General features: G+C 45.6%; 18 protein-coding genes. 8 read left to right on the top strand and 10 right to left on the bottom strand.

Annotated features, from left to right (window positions below; all coding sequences use genetic code 11):
* Positions 1-49 precede the first annotated feature (49 nt).
* Positions 50-817 carry a helix-turn-helix transcriptional regulator gene (locus ACFVQB_RS32565; RefSeq protein ID WP_379449204.1) on the top strand — a complete coding sequence of 256 codons (768 nt, stop codon included), beginning with the start codon at positions 50-52 and terminating at the stop codon, positions 815-817.
* A 166-nt stretch (positions 818-983) separates the two neighbouring features.
* Positions 984-1,493, top strand: a complete 510-nt coding sequence (locus tag ACFVQB_RS32560) for a GNAT family N-acetyltransferase (protein ID WP_379449201.1) — start codon at positions 984-986, stop codon at positions 1,491-1,493.
* Positions 1,494-1,641: 148 nt separating this feature from the next.
* Here the strand turns inward: ACFVQB_RS32560 and ACFVQB_RS32555 are convergent, their stop codons facing one another.
* On the bottom strand, positions 1,642-2,685 hold the full coding sequence (locus ACFVQB_RS32555; RefSeq protein WP_379449198.1) for a 2,3-butanediol dehydrogenase: 1,044 nt from the start codon (positions 2,683-2,685) through the stop codon (positions 1,642-1,644).
* 143 nt (positions 2,686-2,828) lie between these two features.
* Between ACFVQB_RS32555 and ACFVQB_RS32550 the strand changes: the two genes are divergently transcribed.
* Entirely contained in the window at positions 2,829-3,734 is a 906-nt protein-coding gene (locus ACFVQB_RS32550) for a LysR family transcriptional regulator (RefSeq protein ID WP_379449196.1), read from the top strand.
* Between the two features lie 101 nt (positions 3,735-3,835).
* On the opposite strand, the gene ACFVQB_RS32545 is transcribed toward ACFVQB_RS32550, so the two are convergent.
* From ACFVQB_RS32545 to ACFVQB_RS32535, 3 genes are all read right to left on the bottom strand, one after another.
* Complete coding sequence (locus ACFVQB_RS32545; protein WP_379449194.1) at positions 3,836-5,590, bottom strand: methyl-accepting chemotaxis protein; 1,755 nt, start codon at positions 5,588-5,590, stop codon at positions 3,836-3,838.
* A gap of 180 nt (positions 5,591-5,770) precedes the next feature.
* Entirely contained in the window at positions 5,771-7,111 is a 1,341-nt protein-coding gene (locus tag ACFVQB_RS32540) for an amino acid permease (protein WP_379449191.1), read from the bottom strand.
* A gap of 361 nt (positions 7,112-7,472) precedes the next feature.
* A complete protein-coding gene (locus ACFVQB_RS32535; protein ID WP_379449188.1) occupies positions 7,473-7,928 on the bottom strand; it encodes a GNAT family N-acetyltransferase in 456 nt (151 codons plus the stop codon).
* A 256-nt stretch (positions 7,929-8,184) separates the two neighbouring features.
* Here ACFVQB_RS32535 and ACFVQB_RS32530 point away from each other — a divergent pair, with 256 nt between their 5' ends.
* Together ACFVQB_RS32530 and ACFVQB_RS32525 are read left to right on the top strand one after the other, a co-directional pair.
* Entirely contained in the window at positions 8,185-8,760 is a 576-nt protein-coding gene (locus ACFVQB_RS32530) for a GNAT family N-acetyltransferase (protein WP_379449185.1), read from the top strand.
* A complete protein-coding gene (locus tag ACFVQB_RS32525; RefSeq protein WP_379449183.1) occupies positions 8,757-9,104 on the top strand; it encodes a DUF1801 domain-containing protein in 348 nt (115 codons plus the stop codon). The genes ACFVQB_RS32530 and ACFVQB_RS32525 overlap by 4 nt, the downstream gene beginning before the upstream one ends.
* A gap of 439 nt (positions 9,105-9,543) precedes the next feature.
* Here the strand turns inward: ACFVQB_RS32525 and ACFVQB_RS32520 are convergent, their stop codons facing one another.
* A complete protein-coding gene (locus ACFVQB_RS32520; protein WP_379449180.1) occupies positions 9,544-10,848 on the bottom strand; it encodes a DUF1963 domain-containing protein in 1,305 nt (434 codons plus the stop codon).
* A 79-nt stretch (positions 10,849-10,927) separates the two neighbouring features.
* On the bottom strand, positions 10,928-12,106 hold the full coding sequence (locus ACFVQB_RS32515; RefSeq protein WP_379449177.1) for an alanyl-tRNA editing protein: 1,179 nt from the start codon (positions 12,104-12,106) through the stop codon (positions 10,928-10,930).
* 348 nt (positions 12,107-12,454) lie between these two features.
* Between ACFVQB_RS32515 and ACFVQB_RS32510 the strand changes: the two genes are divergently transcribed.
* A complete protein-coding gene (locus tag ACFVQB_RS32510; RefSeq protein WP_379449174.1) occupies positions 12,455-12,610 on the top strand; it encodes a hypothetical protein in 156 nt (51 codons plus the stop codon).
* 96 nt (positions 12,611-12,706) lie between these two features.
* On the opposite strand, the gene ACFVQB_RS32505 is transcribed toward ACFVQB_RS32510, so the two are convergent.
* Positions 12,707-13,615, bottom strand: coding sequence for a ketopantoate reductase family protein (locus ACFVQB_RS32505; RefSeq protein WP_379449172.1), 909 nt, complete (start codon positions 13,613-13,615; stop codon positions 12,707-12,709).
* A gap of 148 nt (positions 13,616-13,763) precedes the next feature.
* Here ACFVQB_RS32505 and ACFVQB_RS32500 point away from each other — a divergent pair, with 148 nt between their 5' ends.
* Complete coding sequence (locus tag ACFVQB_RS32500; protein WP_379449169.1) at positions 13,764-14,309, top strand: TetR/AcrR family transcriptional regulator; 546 nt, start codon at positions 13,764-13,766, stop codon at positions 14,307-14,309.
* Positions 14,310-14,528: 219 nt separating this feature from the next.
* Here the strand turns inward: ACFVQB_RS32500 and dhaK are convergent, their stop codons facing one another.
* Positions 14,529-16,298: a dihydroxyacetone kinase subunit DhaK gene (gene dhaK, locus ACFVQB_RS32495; RefSeq protein WP_379449167.1), complete on the bottom strand. Its 1,770-nt coding sequence runs from the start codon at positions 16,296-16,298 to the stop codon at positions 14,529-14,531.
* Positions 16,295-17,440, bottom strand: coding sequence for a glycerol dehydrogenase (locus tag ACFVQB_RS32490; protein WP_379449164.1), 1,146 nt, complete (start codon positions 17,438-17,440; stop codon positions 16,295-16,297). Before ACFVQB_RS32490 ends, dhaK begins: the two co-directional genes overlap by 4 nt.
* Positions 17,441-17,806: 366 nt before the next feature.
* Here ACFVQB_RS32490 and ACFVQB_RS32485 point away from each other — a divergent pair, with 366 nt between their 5' ends.
* Complete coding sequence (locus tag ACFVQB_RS32485; protein ID WP_379449162.1) at positions 17,807-18,838, top strand: PocR ligand-binding domain-containing protein; 1,032 nt, start codon at positions 17,807-17,809, stop codon at positions 18,836-18,838.
* Positions 18,839-19,216: 378 nt separating this feature from the next.
* On the opposite strand, the gene ACFVQB_RS32480 is transcribed toward ACFVQB_RS32485, so the two are convergent.
* Positions 19,217-20,596, bottom strand: coding sequence for a discoidin domain-containing protein (locus ACFVQB_RS32480; RefSeq protein ID WP_379449268.1), 1,380 nt, complete (start codon positions 20,594-20,596; stop codon positions 19,217-19,219).
* Between the last annotated feature and the right edge of the window lie 100 nt (positions 20,597-20,696).

Raw genomic sequence — 20,696 nt, 5'->3', positions numbered from 1 at the left:
ACAACTACATCAGACTCATAATCCAAGAAAAGGTGGAGAAATCCGTCCTATGCAAAAGCGATTGGAACATTACCTGTGCGGCAAGTTCATATCCGAAGGCAATTGGAGCCACATGAAGCGCAGCATGCCTGTTCATGAGGTCATTTTGATGCTAGAAGGCGAGATGTACATTGCGGAGGAGGAAGAACAGTTCGTGGTTCGTGCAAATGATCTGCTGTTTCTGAGGGCTGGACGCACCCATTACGGCTATCAGGTCAGCGATGCTCCCGTCAGCTTTTACTGGGTTCATTATGATTCGATTGAGGAAGAGTTCGACCAGTATCCCACCCATGCGACCATTCAGGTACCGTCCACGGCCAATCAGCTGTTCAAGCAGTTACTTCATAGTTCATCGTTCTCGCCGGAAGAAGCAGACGCGGCATTGCTGCTGCTGCTCAAAGAACTGGAACGCAACACACAGGCGGGTTATCGACCGCACAATGCGATCGTTGACCACATCTGCAAGTGGGTGGATATTCATCTGCATACTGACATTACAGTTGGCAAGATTGCCGAGACTTTTAATTTTAACAAGGACTATATCTCCAAAATGGTGAAACGCGAGAAAGGCATTGGCCTCAAAACCTATATCCTCACGGAACGGATTCGCCGGGCCAAGCAGATGCTGCTCAATACCAATGCCAGTGTAAAAGAAATAGCGGGACAATGCGGTTTTTCCGATTACAAACTCTTCCTGCGCATGTTCAAGCAATACGAGGGCAATACCCCCACCGAATATCGCAATAATTTGTATTCCACACAGCTCAACCGCCTATAATGAACCAAATACGTGCGAACTTTGGATATGCTTGTGCGGATATACCAACTCATAGAATTTCATGAGTCATATATAGAAAATTTGAATTAATCCAGTACCATCAGGTGTGATACAATTCAAGTCAACTATATCTATTATCAAACCAAGATCAGAAGGAGAACTTGAGATGACAACGGCAGTAACGATTCATCCCGCTACAGAAGCTGACCATGAAGAAATTGTACATATTCTCATTGAAAGTTACTCCGAGTACCGGGACACATTCCAAACACAGGAACAATGGGAACATTATTTGAAGGATATTCGGGAATCGCCGAGCAATCCTTATATCAAGCAATTATGGATTGCCAAAATGGATAATCAGATTGTTGGAACAGTCCAATTGTTTGAGACCGCGCATAAGGCTTACCCAAACTTCGAGTTGCCTATTGATTATCCGTTTATTCGACTGTTGGGCGTTGATCCCAAGTGGAGAGGTCACGGTATTGCCAGAGAATTGCTTCAACAATGTGTTGAATCTGCCAAAGACATGGGCAAAAATACGGTGTATTTATATACGGGCGGCCAGATGGTCAACGCAATTCGATTATATGAACGTTTCGGTTTTGTAGAAGATCCGGAATTCAGTTCCGAGAGTGGTGGAGGGAAAGCAATCTGCTACCGTTATGATTCATAACTCTTGCAAATGGTAATCAGCGAGGATAGCACAAAAAAGGGATGCCCATCGGTCATGAACATGACGGAGGGTATCCCTTTTTAGCGTTATTCTAAGCTAAAGAATCGAAATCGAGCAGCAAATGCTATTCGCACCATTTTCCACACTATTAACCGCCGATTTCCACCAGAATTTTCGCATGGCTCTTGTCGGTCATGAGCAGTTCAAGTCCTTCCTGAACGATGTCGTCCAGCTTGATTTTTCTGGTGATCACCTGCTTCACATCAAGTGCTCCCTCAGCAATCAACGAGATGACTTCAGGGAAGATATGACGGTAGGCCAGCGTTGCTGTCAGGTTCGCTTCTTTCACTAACAGGTCGAAGAAATTCACCTGAAGTGGATTCGGAATTGCTGCAATGACAACAACTTCTCCACCTTTTTTGATCACGGCTACGGCACTATCCATGGTTGGCTGTACACCTGCCGCTTCATATGCTACATCTATTCCGCCAGACTGCTGCAAAATCACTTCAGTGGCATTAACTTTGGCACTATTCACCGGAATGGCTCCCAGCTTGGCAGCCAGGTTCAGGCGTTCTTCAAATACATCGACTGCATAGATCGTGGAAGCCCCTGCAGCTTTGGCTGACAGGATCGTCAGGAGTCCAATCGGACCTGCACCATATACAGCAACCTTCTGACCTACTTTTAGTTTGCTATGGCGAACCGCATGAAAAGCTACCGCTGTAGGCTCAACCAGTGCGCCCTCTTCAAAGGATACGTTATCCGGCAATTGGTGCACCATATACGCCTCAACCACAACGTATTCAGCAAAGCCACCATCGCCGTTCAGTCCCACAAATCCGAATTGGGTACATTGGTTATAACGCCCCTGAATACAGTACTCACACTGTCCGCAATGATACAGCGGTTCAACAACAACACGGTCCCCTACACTGATACCGCTTACATCACTTCCCAATTCACTGACCGTTCCTGCAAACTCATGACCAAGTGTCAGCGGCGCTTTCTGTCCTGAAAGCGGGTGGTTCTGCCCTTCCTGAATGCCTACGCCATGATGGTAAGCATGCAAATCACTGCCGCAGATTCCTGCGTACTCGACTTTAATTTTCACTTGTCCTGATTGGGCTACCGGTATTTCCCGTTCTTCAACCCGGACATCTTTTTTGGCATACCAGACTGCTGCTTTCATGAGATACATCCCCTTTGGTTAATGTTATCCATATCTGAAATTCAACTACTGTCTATTAATTATATCGCTGTTCACGTATTATTCATATTTATAGATACTAATGTTAATATTACTTGTACTAATGCTAAAACGGAGATGAACCTATGAATCTGGAACAGCTTGAATATGTCGTTGAAATTGCCAAAACCCAATCGTTCTCGGCTGCCTCGGTGCATCTGCATGTCACTCAGTCGGCGATCAGCCAATCTGTGCATCGTCTTGAAAATGAGCTGGGTATGATTCTGTTTGAACGCTCGCGGCATGGGACGTTTCCCACCCCTGAAGGCAAACCGTTTATTGCCAAGGCACTCGATATTTTGCAGCGAATTGATGAATTAAAATCACTGAATGCCGAGACATCATATTTAACCGGAGACCTGCATGTTGCCACCTTTCCAAGTGTGATGCCTTACCTTGTGCAAACGGCTGCAGATATGAAACGCGAGCACCCTCAATTGAATATTGCCATTGAAGAGAAAGGTTCCATGGAAATTATTGAGGACATCCGTAACAACAGAACCCACCTGGGCTTCATCGCCATCTACGCTAAACAATTACGGGAATTCGATGGACTGCATTTCAGTCCCATGTATTCAGGCAAACTGGTTGTATGCACTCATCACCAATCCGAACTAGCCAAGCTTAACCGGGTTACTCCCGAACAACTAAAAGAACATAAGCTTGCTCTGTATCGTGATGGATTCATTGAAGATTTCCTTCAGGAATTCACGTATGATCATGGCCCTCTGTCCATCCTGTTCAAAACGAACAACTCGGAAGCGATCAGCACCGTTCTAAGAAACAATATTGCCGCCACCATTGGTCATGACTTCTCCTTCCACCAACATCCGCTATGGAAAGAAGGCATTGCGAAAATGGTAGAGATCGCCTCGATCGACCAACCTAAAATGCAAATCGGCTTCGTACAGACCGAATCCAAGGAAGTCGCTGCAGCCGCAGAGCGCTTTGCCCAACGCTTCAGACAGGCGATTGAGCTGGATCAGTTATGATGACAGGGTCTGAGGCATAATTGGGGTGTTAAAAAAACACCCCGGTGCTTGCACCGGAGTGTTGCATATTTGAAAAGGATTCAGCTTGCTGTTTGCTTCCCTTATACCTTTACTTTTCTTACAGCTTCGCTCAACTCAATCGTTTGCTGCCTCAGCAGGGTAGACGTCTGTGCGACCATCTGGAACATGCTTGACTGTTCACCTGTCAAACGGTAAATTTCATCTGAATGATCTGAAACGCTAGATGAAATTTGCGAGATCGTGTTGACCGATGCTGCTGCTTCCTCGGAACCCGCCGATATCTCCTCCGCTGCTGCAGATACCTCCTGGATACGATGTGTCACCACACGAAACGCATCGACCATATGCGTGAAGGCAAGCTCTGCTTCTGCTGTGCTCGTCACCCCCTGGCTGATTTCTTGCGAGGTAACATCCATCTGTGTTCCGATGTGCCGGGATTCCTGCTGAATACCGAGTAACAAATCCGATATCGTCTGCACGGATGTGCTTGAAGCCTCCGCTAACTTCCGTACTTCATCGGCAACAACGGCAAATCCCTTCCCATGCTCTCCTGCATGAGCGGCTTCAATTGAAGCATTCAGCGCCAGAAGCTTGGTCTGACTCGCAAAATCCCGCACCGTATGAAGCGCACCGCCGATTTGCTGCGAGAAGTTGTTAAGCACTTGGACCATGGCTACAACTTCAGCGGATACAGCGGAAATGCTCTCCATCTGTTTCTTCATTTGCGTCATGCTCTGCTTACCCGATTGTGCCGTAGCAAGCGCACTTGTTGCAGCGTCGGACACAGCTGTAGAAGACTCTGAAATGTCGGTAATTCCTTTTGCGATTTCTTCCATCGCATTTGCACTGTCGCTAGCACCTTGCTTCTGGGTGTGTGCCCCCTGTCTGATCTGCTGCACGGACTGGTCAACGCTCTTATTCATCACTAACATGTCTTCTGCATCACGACTGAATTGTTCCGTTGATTTAGCGAGGATATCGGTGGTAACCGAGACACCCGCGACCATATCGCCGATCATTTTATTTAAGTCCCCCGACATATGAATCATCGCCTTGAATGTACTGCCAATCTCATCCTCACTTTGCAGCCGATACGCCGTCAGGATTCGGTTGGCTTCCGCCAGCTCACCTTGCGCCATTTGTTCGACGCTTGCCTTCAGCGGTTTCAGCGGTCGCAGCCCTCTTACGATGAACCACAATACAACCGCGATGCCTGCAAGCGTAATGAATAACAACAGGGCATACAATGGAATGCTGGATTTCATAATATCTGACTCAATGCTTCCAATGACCGACACAGCTGTATCGATTCCTATCACACCCGTTAAGGCCCCATTACTGTCCAAAATCGGAGCGTATGAGGAAATGTATTCGCCATACTCCTCATTATTAATGATGGGAGAACTGGCTGTTTTCCCTTGCAGAAGCTTTTGGACTGCATCACCTGGGATATCTGTCACTTCATTGATCGGTGATGCTTTATCCGCATCTTTCATGCCGTCCACCATAATGAGAGGCATGCCTGTATCGTCTATTTTCACAAAATACACATACATCGCACCGATGCTCACACGAAAATCATCCAGCTCATCACGAATCTTCAAGAACACGTCATTTTCCTTGGGATCTTTGGCAAATTCCACATACGGCCCTGTATCCAGCTGTTTCACATAACTCTCGGCAATTTGAATATTGTAACTCGATATGGCCTCCTGCGCGGCCAGCTTCATATTCGCCAGCTGAAGCAACATGCTTCCCACAGATATAATCATAATGACCAATGTAACAATGGCAACAATACGAACAACCAAACGTTTCTTGAAAAACCCGACCATCCAATCCTCTTCCTCTCACGCCTGTATGTAAGCCTTTTCGACTACTCCCTACCCAAAAACAACATGCTTGAAGCACTATGTAATGTGAAAATAGTATATGAAGTTGTCGAATTAGGCAAGAAAATATTGGATGAGGATAGCGATAAAAAAACACCTCGGCGCGAACGCCGAGATGCCGTTTTAATCTGCCTTTCTGAATCGAATCAGAGACCAGAGAATCAGTAACACGAGTACAGATAGACAGATGCTGATGCTGAAACGGTTGCCTTCATCAAATACGAACATGACGGCAATGACGCCGAGACACAGCACAGCTGCTCCAGTTACGTAAGGAAATCCCCAGACCTTAAATGTCGGTTGTACCGGATATCTCTTGCGCAGCTTCATCTGTGATGTGGCGATACAAATCCACACGAGCATCACGACAAACCCCGGAACTGCCAGCAACACGCGGAAGAGCTGATCTTGTGCGAACAGCCCCAGCATGGAGCCTCCAAGCAGAATCACAGCACATACCAGCAGTGTATTTACCGGGCTGCCGTTGCGATTCGTTTGTGATAATGCTTTGGGAGCTTCACCACCTACCGCCATGGAGTGCATCATACGGGATGCACCGTAAATGCCCGAATTTGCAGCAGACAGAACGGCGGTCACCAAAATAAAGTTCATAATATGTGCTGCACCCGGAAGCCCTGTAGAAGCCAGTACCTGTACAAACGGACTACTTTCGGGCCCCAACTCATTCCACGGAATGAGCCCACAGATGATGAGAATCGGCAGCGTGAAAAACAAAATGATTCTCAGCATGAAGTTCCCCACAATTTTGGGCATCACCTTGTCCGCATTTTCCGTCTCCGTTAAGGTTAAGCCAATGAGCTCAGATCCTCCATACGAGAACATGACGACCAATAATGCCGAGAAGATCGATGACCATCCATTAGGGAAGAAACCGCCTGCTTGCGTGTAATTATGCAGATAAGGCGTGTTGTCACTTGGAATGATTCCGGAGATCAGACCCGCCCCAAGGATAATAAAAATAATAATCATAGCGATTTTAATACCAGCCAGCCAAAATTCGAATTCCCCAAATACGCCTACACTCAGCAGATTAATCAGTATAATAAACACCGCACACGCCAGGCTCAACGCCCACAGCGGCACTTCCGTGAACCAATACTGCAAAAAGCTCCCTGCTGCGATCACCTCAATGACACATACCGATAACCAGAGGAAACAATACATCCATCCCATAATAAAGGAGACTCTGCTGCCGAACGCTTCCTGCACAAAGTCTTTCATATTTTTGTTCTTGTACACCGTAGCCATCTCCGCCATCGCAGCCATGACAACCAGTAGCAATAATCCTGCAAAAATGTACGTTACAATGACGCCTGGACCTGCGAGTCCAATCGTTTCAGCGCTTCCTTTGAAAATTCCGGTTCCAATGACACCGCCCATAGCCATAAAGCTAATATGTCTTGGTTTAAGTTTCTTCTGCAATGTTCCTTCTGTCTGAGCCAATTCCAATCCTCCTGATGTAAAAAACGTATACGATTCTGTTTCATGTTTACATAAACATAATGTCCAGTATACCCTATTGTCCATGCCTCAGCCCAGCAGTTCCGTAAGGCCAATTCATCCCAAACGAATGCTGACATAACCTATGTTTTATACCCCACAATGATACAAAGCAATCTGTAAGCAATCCAATTCGTTCATTTGAATACATTCTACTCTTCTTGCGATCTCCAATATGTATGATTTGTTGCAGTCCAGCACTTCGAAAAAAAACAAACATTTACATGCAAAAAAACCAGCGGTCTGTATGCAACAGAATACTGGTTTCCTGTGTCCCTGCAATTCGTTTCTGCTTATCATGCAATTATAATTCCTTCGTCATAAAAGCGCTGTTCGGGTCCAAAATATAATCTGCAAATGGCTCACAGTATACAAATCCAAAGTCCTCATACAGCTTCCGCGCCGGGATAAAAGAATCCATCGAACCTGTCTCCAGGCTAATCCGTCTATAGCCCCGATCCTTGGCAACCTCGATAATATGAGCAAGCATTTGTCTCGCCACGCCTTTTCTCAGATGAGCCGATGCTGTACGCATCGATTTCAATTCTGCATGCTCCGAATTCAATTCTTTCATGGCACCGCAGCCCAGCAGCTCTTCCGCTTCCCATGCGCACCAGAATGTAATCTCAGGTTTCTTCAATCCATTCAGATCCAGGGCGTGAATGCTTTCCGGCGGCGAATCTGCTGCCATACCCTGCAAATGTTCTGCAATTAATCCAATGACTTGATGACCGCTCAAATCGTCTACTTTGATCTCCATATCTACCACTCCTGCCGACAATTTTGTTGTGTGTTGTATCACTGAATACATGACTATTGTTTATATAGTACTACCATGACAGGTTTTCTGACAACAGCTTCAAATACACGAATGAAATGTCTATTGAGATACCCTGAAATTTCCATTATAGTGAGGCTATCTGAAACCAAAAGGAGCGAGGAATATTGCGTAGCAGCCATATAGCTTATTGTCGTTTTGAGGTGAAGCGAACTTCATTTGTGAAAAGGAGACCATCATGACACTATCAACTGAAAATCTGTTTTATAGCAAACGATTGAAAATGACTCCGCCCCGTGCAGAAGACGTGCAGACCATGCTGCAATGGAATGAAGATCCTGAATATTTGCGAAATGTGGATACGGATATTGCCATCCCTTATTCGGAAAAGCAGCTTGAAGACGAAGGCGAGACGAAGGACAAGGAAGTTTACTTTCGGCTTCGAACGCTTGGGGATGAACAACTAATCGGATTCGTTGTCATTCACAGCATTGAGTGGAACAACCGCTGCGGACAACTTGCCATTGGCATTGGACTCGCAGAGCATCGCAACAAGGGGTACGGAACGGAAGCCTTGAATCTTATTTTGCGGTATGCCTTCCATGAATTAAATCTGGATCGGGTAGGTCTGGATGTCATCGCCTATAATGCAAAGGGCATCCGTGCCTATGAAAAGGTCGGCTTTCAGTTGGAAGGTCGTGCCAGATCAGCCGTGTATCGTGATGGAAAACGCTATGATCGCTTATTGATGGGAATTCTAAGACCGGAATGGGAAGCACACAATCAGATCAATGTGGAGGGTGGACAAGCATGAATAGGAATGCGGAAGTCACTGATTTTATCGAACAGATCACGGTTCCCTGGCAAGCCCAGGTTGCAAGTAAACTGCGGGAATTGGTACATGAGTCCATCCCCGAAGTACAGGAACGTGTGCAGTACAAGAAACCTCATTTTCTGAAAAACGGTAAATATGCGGCGGTCATCTCCCCTTCCAAGCCGGCAGTATCCTTCACAATCTTCAATGCAACCGGACTTGAGCTGCCAGATGGGATATTTGAAGGCCCAGCGGAACGTAAAACAATCAAGATTAAGGAAAAAGATACGCCAGACTATGAGTGGCTGGCTGGCCTTCTGACACAGGCATCGGCAGAACTCTAGACGTTAAAGAAAAAGGTCAATAGTGAGACTATCTTGAAGTATCATTTCTCCATTTGCCGAGACGCTAACGAACCTGTTACACCCTAAATGGCAGATTCTCAAAGCATGTAAATTTTAACGAATCTCAGTGACGTTATTTCGGTGTAACAACGGCGTCAGAGCCTTAAAATCGACCCCATCGATGAAATAACGACTCTGTAGTTCGTTACATCTCAGAAAGGTACAAATGGGAGCAAATAACGTGTACCAGGTTCGTTAGACCAAAGTAACGAGAACAAGGGGCGTCCAGTGTCATGCTCATGACTTAGAGGACAGCCTCTGATCATACGAAGGGGCTTCCCATAATGTTGAAAACATATGGGATAGCCCCTTTTGGGTATGCAGCTGTCATTACAATTTAAATCGCATCTATGAAATAAACAGATCATTGCTTCCTTCATCAGGATTGTTGATAAGATACCGCAGTCATCTGACACGGCTCGCAAATGAACATGTAATACATGCCATCCCCGTATTCCTCAACCTCGCTCCAATCGATTTGTCCAACGACCCTCATCCTTGAAGAGCAGCATGGACAATTCGGATATTCCGCATCCTGAACCCATCCGGGATGGCCCCCAATCTGGGATGTAGAAGGCTCCATCGCCCACTCACTGCCATGGAACGCATGACGTGGTGCAGTCGGAATCCGAAAGTGCCGGCCTTCATCCGGTGCAAGCTGAACATAGTCGTCCGGGTCAAGATCATCCGCTCCCATCGGCATCACATTATGCACACTCCAGCACGGTTCACCTGCTGAATCCATCTCCATATAAACGACGCCATAACAACTGCATATAACGCAAGTCTGCACTTGAAGTCGCTCACTGTTCCAAGCAACGTTCTGCAGTGCTGGATGCCGTACATCCATATCAATTAAGGTCGTTAACGGACTGCCACACCACTCACAGTTATCGGCACGGGTCAACAGCATGGAGATCGGATCGCCAATTGATGTGTCATCAGCCCCTTCATTCTCTTTTACTTTATAGAGTGAATAACTTGGGGTGATGAATAAATCCCTGCGCCGGCCTTCATTCGTTAGCTCCCAACCAGCCTCGGTTGTATAGTGCTCTGGTGCGACATGCAGCTGATCTGCCCAACGAGGTGGCGACTGACTCCATTGCTGGAACTGACGTACGACCACTTCATCTCCAATATAGGCGAGCATGAGCAACAGATTATTCCGATGCTCATCATCGGTGTTCACCTGCTGCAAGAGTTGATCACGCACTTCGGCCGAGGCACTCTTATACAAAATGACAGGGTAGTAGATTTTGTGCTCCAGCAGCTCAGGAATCTGTGCACACATCGAGGTATCATGATAACAGATCAGATATACCAAAATATCTTTACCTGTATCATCATCCCCTGCACGAATCAGCTGCATCGCATAATCGATCATTAGTGCTTGCTGCTCCGCAGACAAGGACAGATATACCTGTTCTTTGGATTGCTCATATGCCACATAACGGATTAGTGGATTATGAACCTGACGTGTATGCATGATTTTCAAAATCTCCACAGGATCTGTCATTCCCTCATACAAGTTCACGTCGCGCCGATTGGCTTCAATGTATCTTTGATGTGCCTCACGTTCCATCTCCTGCTTGCAAGGCATGCAGTACCCACCTGTTCTGGCAGCCGTTGCTGGCAAAATCGTATTTGGGCACCCCTCTCGTATGCACGGAATGCGTTCTGTCATCCATGGGTACCTCCTTTGCATGTATGATCCGCCTCAAGATGCGATGAACACAATCCCTATCAATCAGCCGGCTTGTTGATTAGTGATGTCCCAATTGGTCCTTCGTAAATTCATAAAATGCGATTGCATCTTCGCTGCTGGCAAAGCCCGCCTGAGCCATCTTGTCGCTTCCGCCACCCTTGCCCTGGTAGGCTCCGAGATTGCCCTTGAAGAAAGGTCCACAAGCCCACTCCGGCGGCTGTCCGTTCTGTGCCAAAACAACTTTGGCCTCCGAGATGCTCGCAAAGAGTACAAGTCCCTCATGTTCTGATGTCAGCTTGGTGGCCAGACTCTGCATATCCTTGAGCGATTTGTCTTCAAAGATTTGAGCAATGACAAGCCCTTCCCGTGCAGATAAAAGCTCTTGCGCATAATAAGCGTCATTGGAAGCTTTCACAGCGTTCAGCTCTGATTGCAGCTGCTTTTGTTCTGCTTCCATTTTGTCGATTCGATCCGCAAGCTCTTCCCGGCTGGTCTTCAATTTGGCGGAAATTCCGGTCAGCACGCTTTGCGCAGCGTTGAACTCATTCAGTGCTCGGTATCCACATTTAAAATAAATGCGGGTGCCACCCTTCACTTTTTCGGTTTTTAACAGTTTAATAATTCCGATCTCACCTGTGGCTGATACATGTGTTCCACCGCAAGCGTTATATTCCACACCCTCGATCTCCACGATTCGAATATCTTCGGTTACGGAAGGCTGCTTCACCAGCGGCAGTCGTGCCGCTTCTTCCGCAGTGACCCAGGAACTGCTGATTTTGGCATTTCGGTAAATCTGCTGATTGGCCTCCAATTCAATTGCAGCCAGTTGATGGGCTCCCAGTTCGGCTGCGGCCACATCAATCGTGATATAATCTGTCCCCAGATGAAAACTGAGCGTCATCGCATCTGCCAGCTTCAGCGTAATAGCCGACAGCAAATGCTGCCCGGTATGCTGCTGCATGTGATCGAATCTGCGCTGCCAATCGATTTGGCAATCCACGTCGTTCTGCTCCGGTGCACGCTCCAGCTTGTGCAGCACCTCACCATCTTCACTAATCACATCCAACACGTCAACGCCGCCGATCTGCCCCAGATCGCAAGGCTGTCCGCCTCCATGGGGGTAAAAAGCCGTCTCCGCCAGCGTGACATATATACCGTCTTCCTTGTCCACTCTGCCTGTAATTTGTGTATGCCACTCCCGTGTGTACGCGGAGTCATAATAGATTTTTTGCGTCATCGAATCATCCCGATCCCTTCTCGTTCAAAGTGGGGTACTTGTATAAAGACTTCATTATCTTAAATAGTTGGTGAAGCCTCCTTCTACATCTGTTCTCCAGATTACACTATTTGGCATTGGCACGCCAAGTTTCTCATCTGCGAGTTACCTCCCCTATTAAAAAGACCGCTCTTGCAAGCCAAATGGCTACAGAGCGGTCTCCTTACTTGCCTCCAAAGTTAAGGATATGAATTGATCAAACGAAGCGTTCAACTTTATCACCAGATTCACCTTTTTTATTAGTAGCATGACGTCACAACTTACTAACCCAAAATTGTTCACTAATTCTTAAAAGTGACCGCCAACTTTATGGTAGATGCGATTGAACGGGTTTGGGCACGGCTGGAGCAGCATAAGAATGGCGATCTGCTCCGGGATGAGGAAACGTTCTACTCCTTCGCGCAAACGATGGAAAAACATCCGATGATATCGATTGTGGAACAAGTGTATGAAACAAGAAGCTGAGTATGAAGGCCATGGACGCCTATGAAAAATTGATGGATCAGGATGCTGCCATTAGAAAAAATGGTTTGTTACAGCACCTTATCTCTGTTTTCGTTCTTAGGGTGTGATATCATATCGACTTAAAAACTTCAATAAACCGTTCTTCAGCTGCACAATTTCGTTGTTTGCATTACTCGCATAGCCCGGCAACATCATATCCTTCACCATTTTAGTCCGTAGCCATATCATAAAGAACAAATCCAAAATCAAATCTGGACATTTAAGCACCATTTTAAATGCAGATGGATCAATAGCTACGCCCGCTTTTTGTATTGCCCTTAAATACGCTTTTAAAGTGAATGTTATTTGGTGTGCCGTTTTTCTGGTTCTGGCTGTTTTTTCGTCAATGATTTGATTTTCAAAATGTAAAACGCTAATCATTGCAATGTCCGATACTGCATGTGTTATAAGATACGCTCTCATATCCTTATTAATTGCGTAAGGAAGTTTTGCTGTTTTAAATATTTTTGCCAGGTGCTCTACACGTTCTGTCACTAAACCACTAATTTCTCCAAACACAGTAGATACTAGAATCTTTGGTGGAAATCGAGCATACAATATTCCTTCTTTAATCTGTCCACCAACACCGGGAAAAGCTGGTAAAAGTCTATCCCCAACAATATCTAGCCACGAAGAAAATCCAATTGAATTACTAATCATTGTAACAATATTTTTGCTTTGATTGTCTTTTAGTGCTAACAACGCTGATTCGGATCGATCATAACGAACTGTAACGAAAATATAATCATATACATCATCATTTTCAATCGTATCAATGACATTAACTTTTATAGATTTAACCGCACCTTTTTCATTATATTGCAGGCCATTTTCTTTCAATGTTTTAAATCGATTAGAACGTGCAAACATAGTAACGTCAAGCCCTGCTTCAATGAATTTCATTGCATATATGCTTCCTATGACACCTGCACCAAAAATTAAAATTCTATTTTGTTTTACTGACATAAAAGTCACCCCTTTTTTAAACAATTCATCTTGACTATCAGACAACGTGTTGTATGATGTGATCATATATCTTTATTATGCCTTCATCAAACGTCAGTTTTTTATGATTTGTCGGATGATATTCTTGTTCACAATAGGAGTGTAAAAAATGAAAAAGCAGCCCCAAATAACAGAAAAAACAAGACAAATATTTATAGATGTTTTTTGTGAGTTATATAGTCAAAAGCCGATTGAAAAAATCTCGGTTCAAGAGATTGCGAATAAGGCGGGGTATAACCGCAGCACATTTTATCAATACTTTACTGATATTTACGAATTGTTAAACTTTGTTGAAAATAATTTATTGAATTACATAAAAGAAGAATTGGCGAATAAAGAACTATCTACACATACTATTCAAAATGCGCTTCATTGTTTGGAAAAAAAGGAATATCTCTCGGTTCTCAATGCCCTCTTGGGCGACTATGGCAGTATTCGTTTTATAGAACGCTTGAAGAGAGAAATCACCCTCGATAGATTGGAATTAAACTTACCGTCAAACAGTTCAATAACGCCATACTTGATTGAGTTTCACATATCAACATCACTTTCTTTATTTCGTCTTTGGCTTCAGCGACAAAAGGATTTATCTCCAGAAGAATTTTTCAAGTTAGTGGATAACCTATATACAAAAGGGGTAACACCCTATTCTTAAAATGAATCTACTTAGCGCATTCAATAAATTAGCAGAGCAAAACCACGTTAAAATAGGAGTCAGATCGTAAACGATCAATAAAAAAAGCCACCAATTAAAATTGAGGCCACTGAAAACTATCGGTTAAATATGTTCCCGAAATGCGAAACGAGCCTTAGAAGCGATTCTAGAGGCTCGTTTTATTGTCGATTTTTTTAAAGTTACCGACTGCACACATTTTTATTTCATTGACTCGGAAAGCTCTGTGAAAATAACACCCAACGCATACGCACCAGCATCCGGATAGCCCAGACTGCGATCGCCAACAGCACCCGCGCGCCCCATACGTGCCACGATGTCTTTGGTTTTCTTCGCACCTTCTACCGCCGCTTCTGCACCTTTGGCAAATGCCGTTTGGAAGTCATCTCCAGACTTCGCACTTTGCGTCCAGGCATCGGCACAAGGAACGAGTGCATCAATTAATGTTTTGTCACCCACAACGGCACCACGTCCGAAGGAACGTTCGCCTGTGGACTGTATCCCTTGCACTGCCGCCTGCATCATGTCAGCAAAATCTGCAACGTTCAATTGCTGCTTGTCACCTACAGCTTTGCCTGCTGCCCGGAATGCCGAACCCCAGATTGGGCCGGATGCACCGCCGCAGTATTCCATAATGACAAGAGAGCAGGCATCGAGGAATGAACCGATATTCTTTTTCTCTTCGTTCACGATATGGTTCCATTCGCGCTTGAGTTGTCTAAACCCTTTCGCTACGCTCATGCCAAAGTCGCCATCACCCGCATGGGAATCCAGTTCACAGAACGGCACTTCGTTCTTGATGATGATCTCACCCATCTTATCGATCAGGTAGACGATATTATCCAGGAAGAATTGATTGTTATTGATTACCGCAGAAGATGCAGGTGTCTCCACTTCATAGGATACTTGCGCATCTTCAGTCACGACGGCTTCCAACACTTCGGAATATGCCACTTGCGCTTCTGGAGGACCAGACACTTTGAAAGCGGGTGTATCACTTTCCTTGAACAGCAACGTTTTCAGTTCATCGTCCAGTTTCAGGATGGTTACCGATGCGCCTGCCATATCGATGCTCGTCATGTAATTACCAACAAACGTAGTGGCTACACCTAGACCTGCACGCTTTGCCAGCTCACGCTGAACCGAGTTGTTGAGCAAATAAAGCTCCTGTAAAGGTGTAGCACCAAATCCGTTGACAAGCACAGCAATCTCAGCGGATGCATCGTTGTCCAGCTTCATGTCTGCAAGCATCGCTTCGACCATGCGTCCTGCAAGCTCATCCGCAGATACTAATTTCTCGCGGCGAATGCCTGGCTCACCATGAATTCCTACACCGAATTCCATCTCATCTTCAGCGATTTCAAATGTCGGTGTTCCTTTGGCAGGCACGGTACAGGAAGTGAATCCAAATCCGATACTGCGTACGTTCTGGGCTGCTTTCTCGGCAACGGATTTCACCTCTGCCAGACTGCGGCCTTCTTCGGCTGCGGCTCCAGCGATTTTGTGCACCAGTACGGTTCCGGCAACGCCGCGGCGTCCTACCGTATACAGACTGTCTTGTACAGCAATGTCATCCTCAACCCGGACATATTGCACGTCAATGCCATCTTCCTCTGCAAGATGCGCCGCGTTCTTGAAGTTCATCATGTCGCCGCTGTAGTTCTTGATGATTAGCAGCGTACCCTTCTTGCTGGTTGTGGCCTTGATCGCCTGATACACCTGAATCTGGGAAGGAGATGCGAATACATCTCCACAGACCGCAGCATCCAGCATACCTTTGCCAACGTAACCTGCATGAGCAGGTTCATGACCACTACCACCGCCGCTGATTAGGCTGACTTTATCGGCATTAATCTCTCTGCGTTTAATGACCTTATATTTTTTCAAAAATTCAAGCTCCGGGTGCGCCAGCGCAATCCCGTTGCACATTTCCATGACAACATTTTCAGCCTGATTGATGATTTTCTTCACGATTTCATCTCCCGGCGAGCTGCTTTGTAGTCCCGTCCCATACGGTCAGCAGCCGCAATAGCAGCAGCCACTTCAGGAACAGTGATCGGGAACGGCATGGCGTGAATGGATTCTTCCGGAATACATGCGATCTCGGCCACTTTCAATAACTCTTCCTGACTAATGGTATCTACACCGATATCCGCCAAGCTTACAGGCAGTCCCACTGCAAGACAGAAGTCCATGACTGCATGCAACTCTTCGGTCGGTGCATTTTCAAGGACGAGTTGTGCAATCGTACCGAAGGATACTTTTTCACCGTGGAAGAAGTGATGTGTACCCTCCAGAACAGTCAAACCGTTGTGGATCGCATGTGCTGCGGCCAGACCGCCACTTTCAAATCCAAGACCAGACAACAGAATGTTTGTCTCAACGATGTTTTCCAGCGCTTGAGTCACGACGTTGCTGTCACTGGCTACTTTCGCTTTTAATCCGTCAGTCAGTAGCATTTCATAACACAGTTTTGCAAGGGCAAGTGCTGCATTCGTACCTACTGCGGATGGTGTGTATCCTTCACGGGAACCCATTGGCAAACTTGCGTTCACACGAGAGTATGATTTCGCTGTAGCTCTTGCTTCGAAATAAGTAGACAATGCATCACCCATACCCGATACGAGGAAACGTGTTGGTGCGTTTGCAATAACCGTTGTATCCACGAGAACAACACTTGGGCTTTGTTTGAAATAAGCGTAGTCATCAAAAGCGCCTTCCGGCGTGTACAACACAGCCGAGTGACTTGTTGGTGCATCTGTTGCTGCGATGGTTGGACAGATGATTAACGCTTCGCCCTCTGCCACACATTTGGCTGCATCAATCGCTTTACCGCCACCAAGACCGATGGTACATGTGCATCCTTTTTCTTTCGCAATTTCCTGGAGACGAGCGACTTCCTCGCGCGAACATTCTCCTCTAAAACCGCTTTCAACAAACGTAATATCGAATTTCTGTGCCGTTGCATCAAGCTTCGCCTTTACCCGCTGTACATCATCCGGATGTGCGATCAGCAATGCAGATTCACCAAAGGACTTCACAAAGTAACCGAGGTTCAACAATTCGTCTTCACCTTGCACATATTTCGTTGGACTAATAAATGCTTTTCTCATAATGATATAAACCTCCTATGGATGATATAAGTTAAGTTCGTTCACTGCATAAATGACCTACGTACCTTCAACAAGGCTACCTGGTGTAATTCTTGGATGAACTTATACATTAATTTTTGAATGCTCACAATTAACCTAAATATATACCATGCATGTAAGGGTTACAGTGGAATTTGATAACAAATTATTATAATTTGCAATCGTAATTTTTTGCTTTTCAACGGAATCATGGTATCTTATTGTCATGCAATGGGTTAATTTTGACATCATCTATACATTACCCGTCATTAACTCATCTTAATATGTACAACTTGCTAACTTTTAACGAACAAAATCATTCATCAGGCTAGCTATGGAGGATCACCCATGATTAAAGAATATCTGCATATCAATAAAATCCTTGATCTGAATAAATGGAAACGTCTACAGGATTCTCTTGCCACTGTGACCAAGCTGGCTATTCTAACTGTCGACTATAAAGGCATTCCCGTTACCAGCCATAGCAGCTGTCAGGCCTTTTGCCAAAATGTTCGCAAAGATCCCGAACTGCTCCCCTACTGCCAGAAATGTGATTCTCGTGGTGGTCTGGAAGCCGTTCGATTGAATGAGCCTTATGTCTACCTGTGTCATTTCAATATCGTGGATATCGCGATTCCGATCACGATCGATGGGAAATATATCGGTGCCGTAATGGCAGGACAAGTGAAGCTCGCTGACCCGGAGAAAGGGACGGATTTGGAACAGATCGTCACGTCCAAAAACGTACCTATGCATGCTGCGAAGCTAAAGGAATTACAAGACGATTATGACCAACTGCCTGTCATGACCTATGAAGAGGTTGTAAAAATCTCCAACATGCTTTCTTTACTCTGTAACTACATTGTGGAGGAAGCTCTCAACAAAAATTTGCTGGTGGAAATGTTCGAGAAAGCTTCGGGTCATCAGGAGTCTCTGAATCTGTCCACCATTCTGCCTGGATACTCGATCCGTAATATTGAGTCGATCAAAAAAGAAATGACCAATGCGATTGCGGATGCCTATCTTAAGAACAGCCCAAGTGACACAGAGAGCTCCAGCCCGGTGCTCCAGCCTGCTTTTGAATATATTCACAGTCACAAGAGTGAGCAAGTCTCGCTCAAACAAATGGCCGATCTGTGCCACCTGAGTCCAAGTTATTTCAGCAGGCTGTTTGCCAAGGAAACGGGAGAGAACTTCACGACTTATATTGCACGACTCAAAATCAAATGGGCCAAGCAATTACTGGAAGTTACGGACATGCCCGTATCACAGATCAGTGATGAACTGGGGTTCAATGAATCGGGGTATTTCATCAAAACATTCAAAAAATTCGAGGAGATTACGCCTGCCCTCTATCGCAAATACATGCAGGAGCAATGAGCAAACCTTGCTATGTTGGGATCAGTGAATGGATAGCTGAGTTACTTCATCTGTTCCTGAACCCAAATGGCTGATTCAGTATAGCGATGCTTCCTTCGCCAAATCCACCAATTGGAAATGGTTGTAGCTCAGCGGGCAATTTCACGTTATGCTTTTGCTCAAAACTTATCGACTCCACTTGAACTCCCCCTCTATAAATGAAAATCAATGAAATTGAGGTCCACGAATATGTTCACTATTAATGACGTGGTGATACCAGAAGCTGCATTATTGCAGCATTAAAGTACCTTTCGTCACCTATCTTTCTTTTCCTGCACAAAAAGGCTGAATCAGGACTCTCGCCACTGATCAGCCATTTCACATTAATCGAATCCTATCTTATAACGCGACACCTGTTACCTTCCATTCCAGAATGCCTGTGGAGGCCGGATTATTCGCCACCATCTGGAGACGGATCTTTGTCGTGCTTACCGGATCAAACGTCGTGGTAGTATACGTGTTCGCCTGTGTGCCCAAACCTTTGGCGTTACTCACATCACGCCATGCATTCCCATCCCAGTATTGAACCTTGTACGAGCGAGGCACATCAATCCCCCCATTATCCTTAAACCAGTAAACATCACTTTGTGACACCGTATACTCACGATCCCATTCATATTGCACCCATTGCGTTCCCGTTTCAGGCCAGTTCCCATACACAGCCTGAGTACGGTCATTGGAATGCGCCGGGTCCAAACCATCATTCAGTGCACTAATCGTTTCCCATGGAGAAACATAGGAGGTTGTCACTCGGGCGCTCAAAGCTACATTACCAGGTTGATTGGTGGATGGTGTAATCGGGAAACGGGCGGTATCCTTCTTCAGTTGGCTCCATATATAACGCAGCAACCATACATCCCAATTTGTAATTGTAGGTGAGTTGCCTGCCCACATAATCGTAGGTAACGGGAAACCACCCGGCGGACGATCCTGTGTTTCGTAGAAGTCTGGCATTCCGAAACCATGTCCAATTTCATGCTCGGTAATTTGTATTTCATTATTGTTCACCGTACTCAAAATGTAGTCATCAGATACCCGTTGTCCCCAGTCTCCACCAGCACCCCCGCCAAAGTTGGATGTACCCCACAGATACATGTCAAACCGCTTGTCCAGTCCCCCAGGATAGACATAGTTCGGATTGGTGAAGTGTTCAAATCGTGACAGTGCACTTGGGGCATAAGGTAAAGCTGCCGGAATGCGCGGATCTGATTTACTTAGCTCATCCACGGTTGTGGTCGTATACACGATTTCATTAGACTGTTTGTCCAGCATTTGTGCTGGATTGGCTACAGCCCACCCAACAACTTTGACCGCAATATCGCCATAAGGCCAACCATCGTATCCTTTCAGGTGTTTGGTCCAGTTATTCATTTGTCGTCCAAGCATCTTCTCAATATCCTTGCGCTGTTGCAACGTCAGGTTCTTGGTCGATTGCCAGCGTACCACATAATTGATGGTGCCTTTGCCTGCAAAGATCTGGTCATAGATCAGGTTCTTCCGGTTAACTGACCCTTCCTTAATCATGCGATTGGTATACACCCACTCAATGGATGATCTCAATTCCGAAGGCATGTCTGATAAGACGGCATTGATTGATATTCCTGAATCGGTTGCAGTGGCTGCAGACACCTCTCCGGACCATCCTGCACTACCTCCCATTATTGTTGCAGATAAAGCGAGTGACATTACAGCTAACGTAAACTTTTGACGTGAAAACATCATACTCATCCTTTCTCTTCCTGAAATTAGTAAAACGTTATTGTTTTGCTCGCCACTCCTTATATGGAATATATTTACTTTAAATATTTTACATGATAAA

The sequence above is a fragment of the Paenibacillus sp. NPDC057886 genome (assembly GCF_042796655.1).
Classification (GTDB): Bacteria; Bacillota; Bacilli; order Paenibacillales; family Paenibacillaceae; genus Paenibacillus.
Note: the sequence above shows the minus strand (reverse complement) of the source record. Positions and strands in the feature narration are given on the sequence as shown.

Excerpts from the sequence above, each read along its gene's own strand:
- ACFVQB_RS32565 (WP_379449204.1), top strand. The coding sequence starts at position 50 with ATGCAAAAGCGATTGGAACATTACCTGTGCGGCAAGTTCATATCCGAA.
- ACFVQB_RS32560 (WP_379449201.1), top strand. The coding sequence starts at position 984 with ATGACAACGGCAGTAACGATTCATCCCGCTACAGAAGCTGACCATGAA.
- ACFVQB_RS32555 (WP_379449198.1), bottom strand. The coding sequence starts at position 2,685 with ATGAAAGCAGCAGTCTGGTATGCCAAAAAAGATGTCCGGGTTGAAGAA.
- ACFVQB_RS32550 (WP_379449196.1), top strand. The coding sequence starts at position 2,829 with ATGAATCTGGAACAGCTTGAATATGTCGTTGAAATTGCCAAAACCCAA.
- ACFVQB_RS32545 (WP_379449194.1), bottom strand. The coding sequence starts at position 5,590 with ATGGTCGGGTTTTTCAAGAAACGTTTGGTTGTTCGTATTGTTGCCATT.
- ACFVQB_RS32535 (WP_379449188.1), bottom strand. The coding sequence starts at position 7,928 with ATGGAGATCAAAGTAGACGATTTGAGCGGTCATCAAGTCATTGGATTA.
- ACFVQB_RS32530 (WP_379449185.1), top strand. The coding sequence starts at position 8,185 with ATGACACTATCAACTGAAAATCTGTTTTATAGCAAACGATTGAAAATG.
- ACFVQB_RS32525 (WP_379449183.1), top strand. The coding sequence starts at position 8,757 with ATGAATAGGAATGCGGAAGTCACTGATTTTATCGAACAGATCACGGTT.
- ACFVQB_RS32520 (WP_379449180.1), bottom strand. The coding sequence starts at position 10,848 with ATGACAGAACGCATTCCGTGCATACGAGAGGGGTGCCCAAATACGATT.
- ACFVQB_RS32515 (WP_379449177.1), bottom strand. The coding sequence starts at position 12,106 with ATGACGCAAAAAATCTATTATGACTCCGCGTACACACGGGAGTGGCAT.
- ACFVQB_RS32510 (WP_379449174.1), top strand. The coding sequence starts at position 12,455 with ATGGTAGATGCGATTGAACGGGTTTGGGCACGGCTGGAGCAGCATAAG.
- ACFVQB_RS32505 (WP_379449172.1), bottom strand. The coding sequence starts at position 13,615 with ATGTCAGTAAAACAAAATAGAATTTTAATTTTTGGTGCAGGTGTCATA.
- ACFVQB_RS32500 (WP_379449169.1), top strand. The coding sequence starts at position 13,764 with ATGAAAAAGCAGCCCCAAATAACAGAAAAAACAAGACAAATATTTATA.
- ACFVQB_RS32490 (WP_379449164.1), bottom strand. The coding sequence starts at position 17,440 with ATGAGAAAAGCATTTATTAGTCCAACGAAATATGTGCAAGGTGAAGAC.
- ACFVQB_RS32485 (WP_379449162.1), top strand. The coding sequence starts at position 17,807 with ATGATTAAAGAATATCTGCATATCAATAAAATCCTTGATCTGAATAAA.
- ACFVQB_RS32480 (WP_379449268.1), bottom strand. The coding sequence starts at position 20,596 with ATGTTTTCACGTCAAAAGTTTACGTTAGCTGTAATGTCACTCGCTTTA.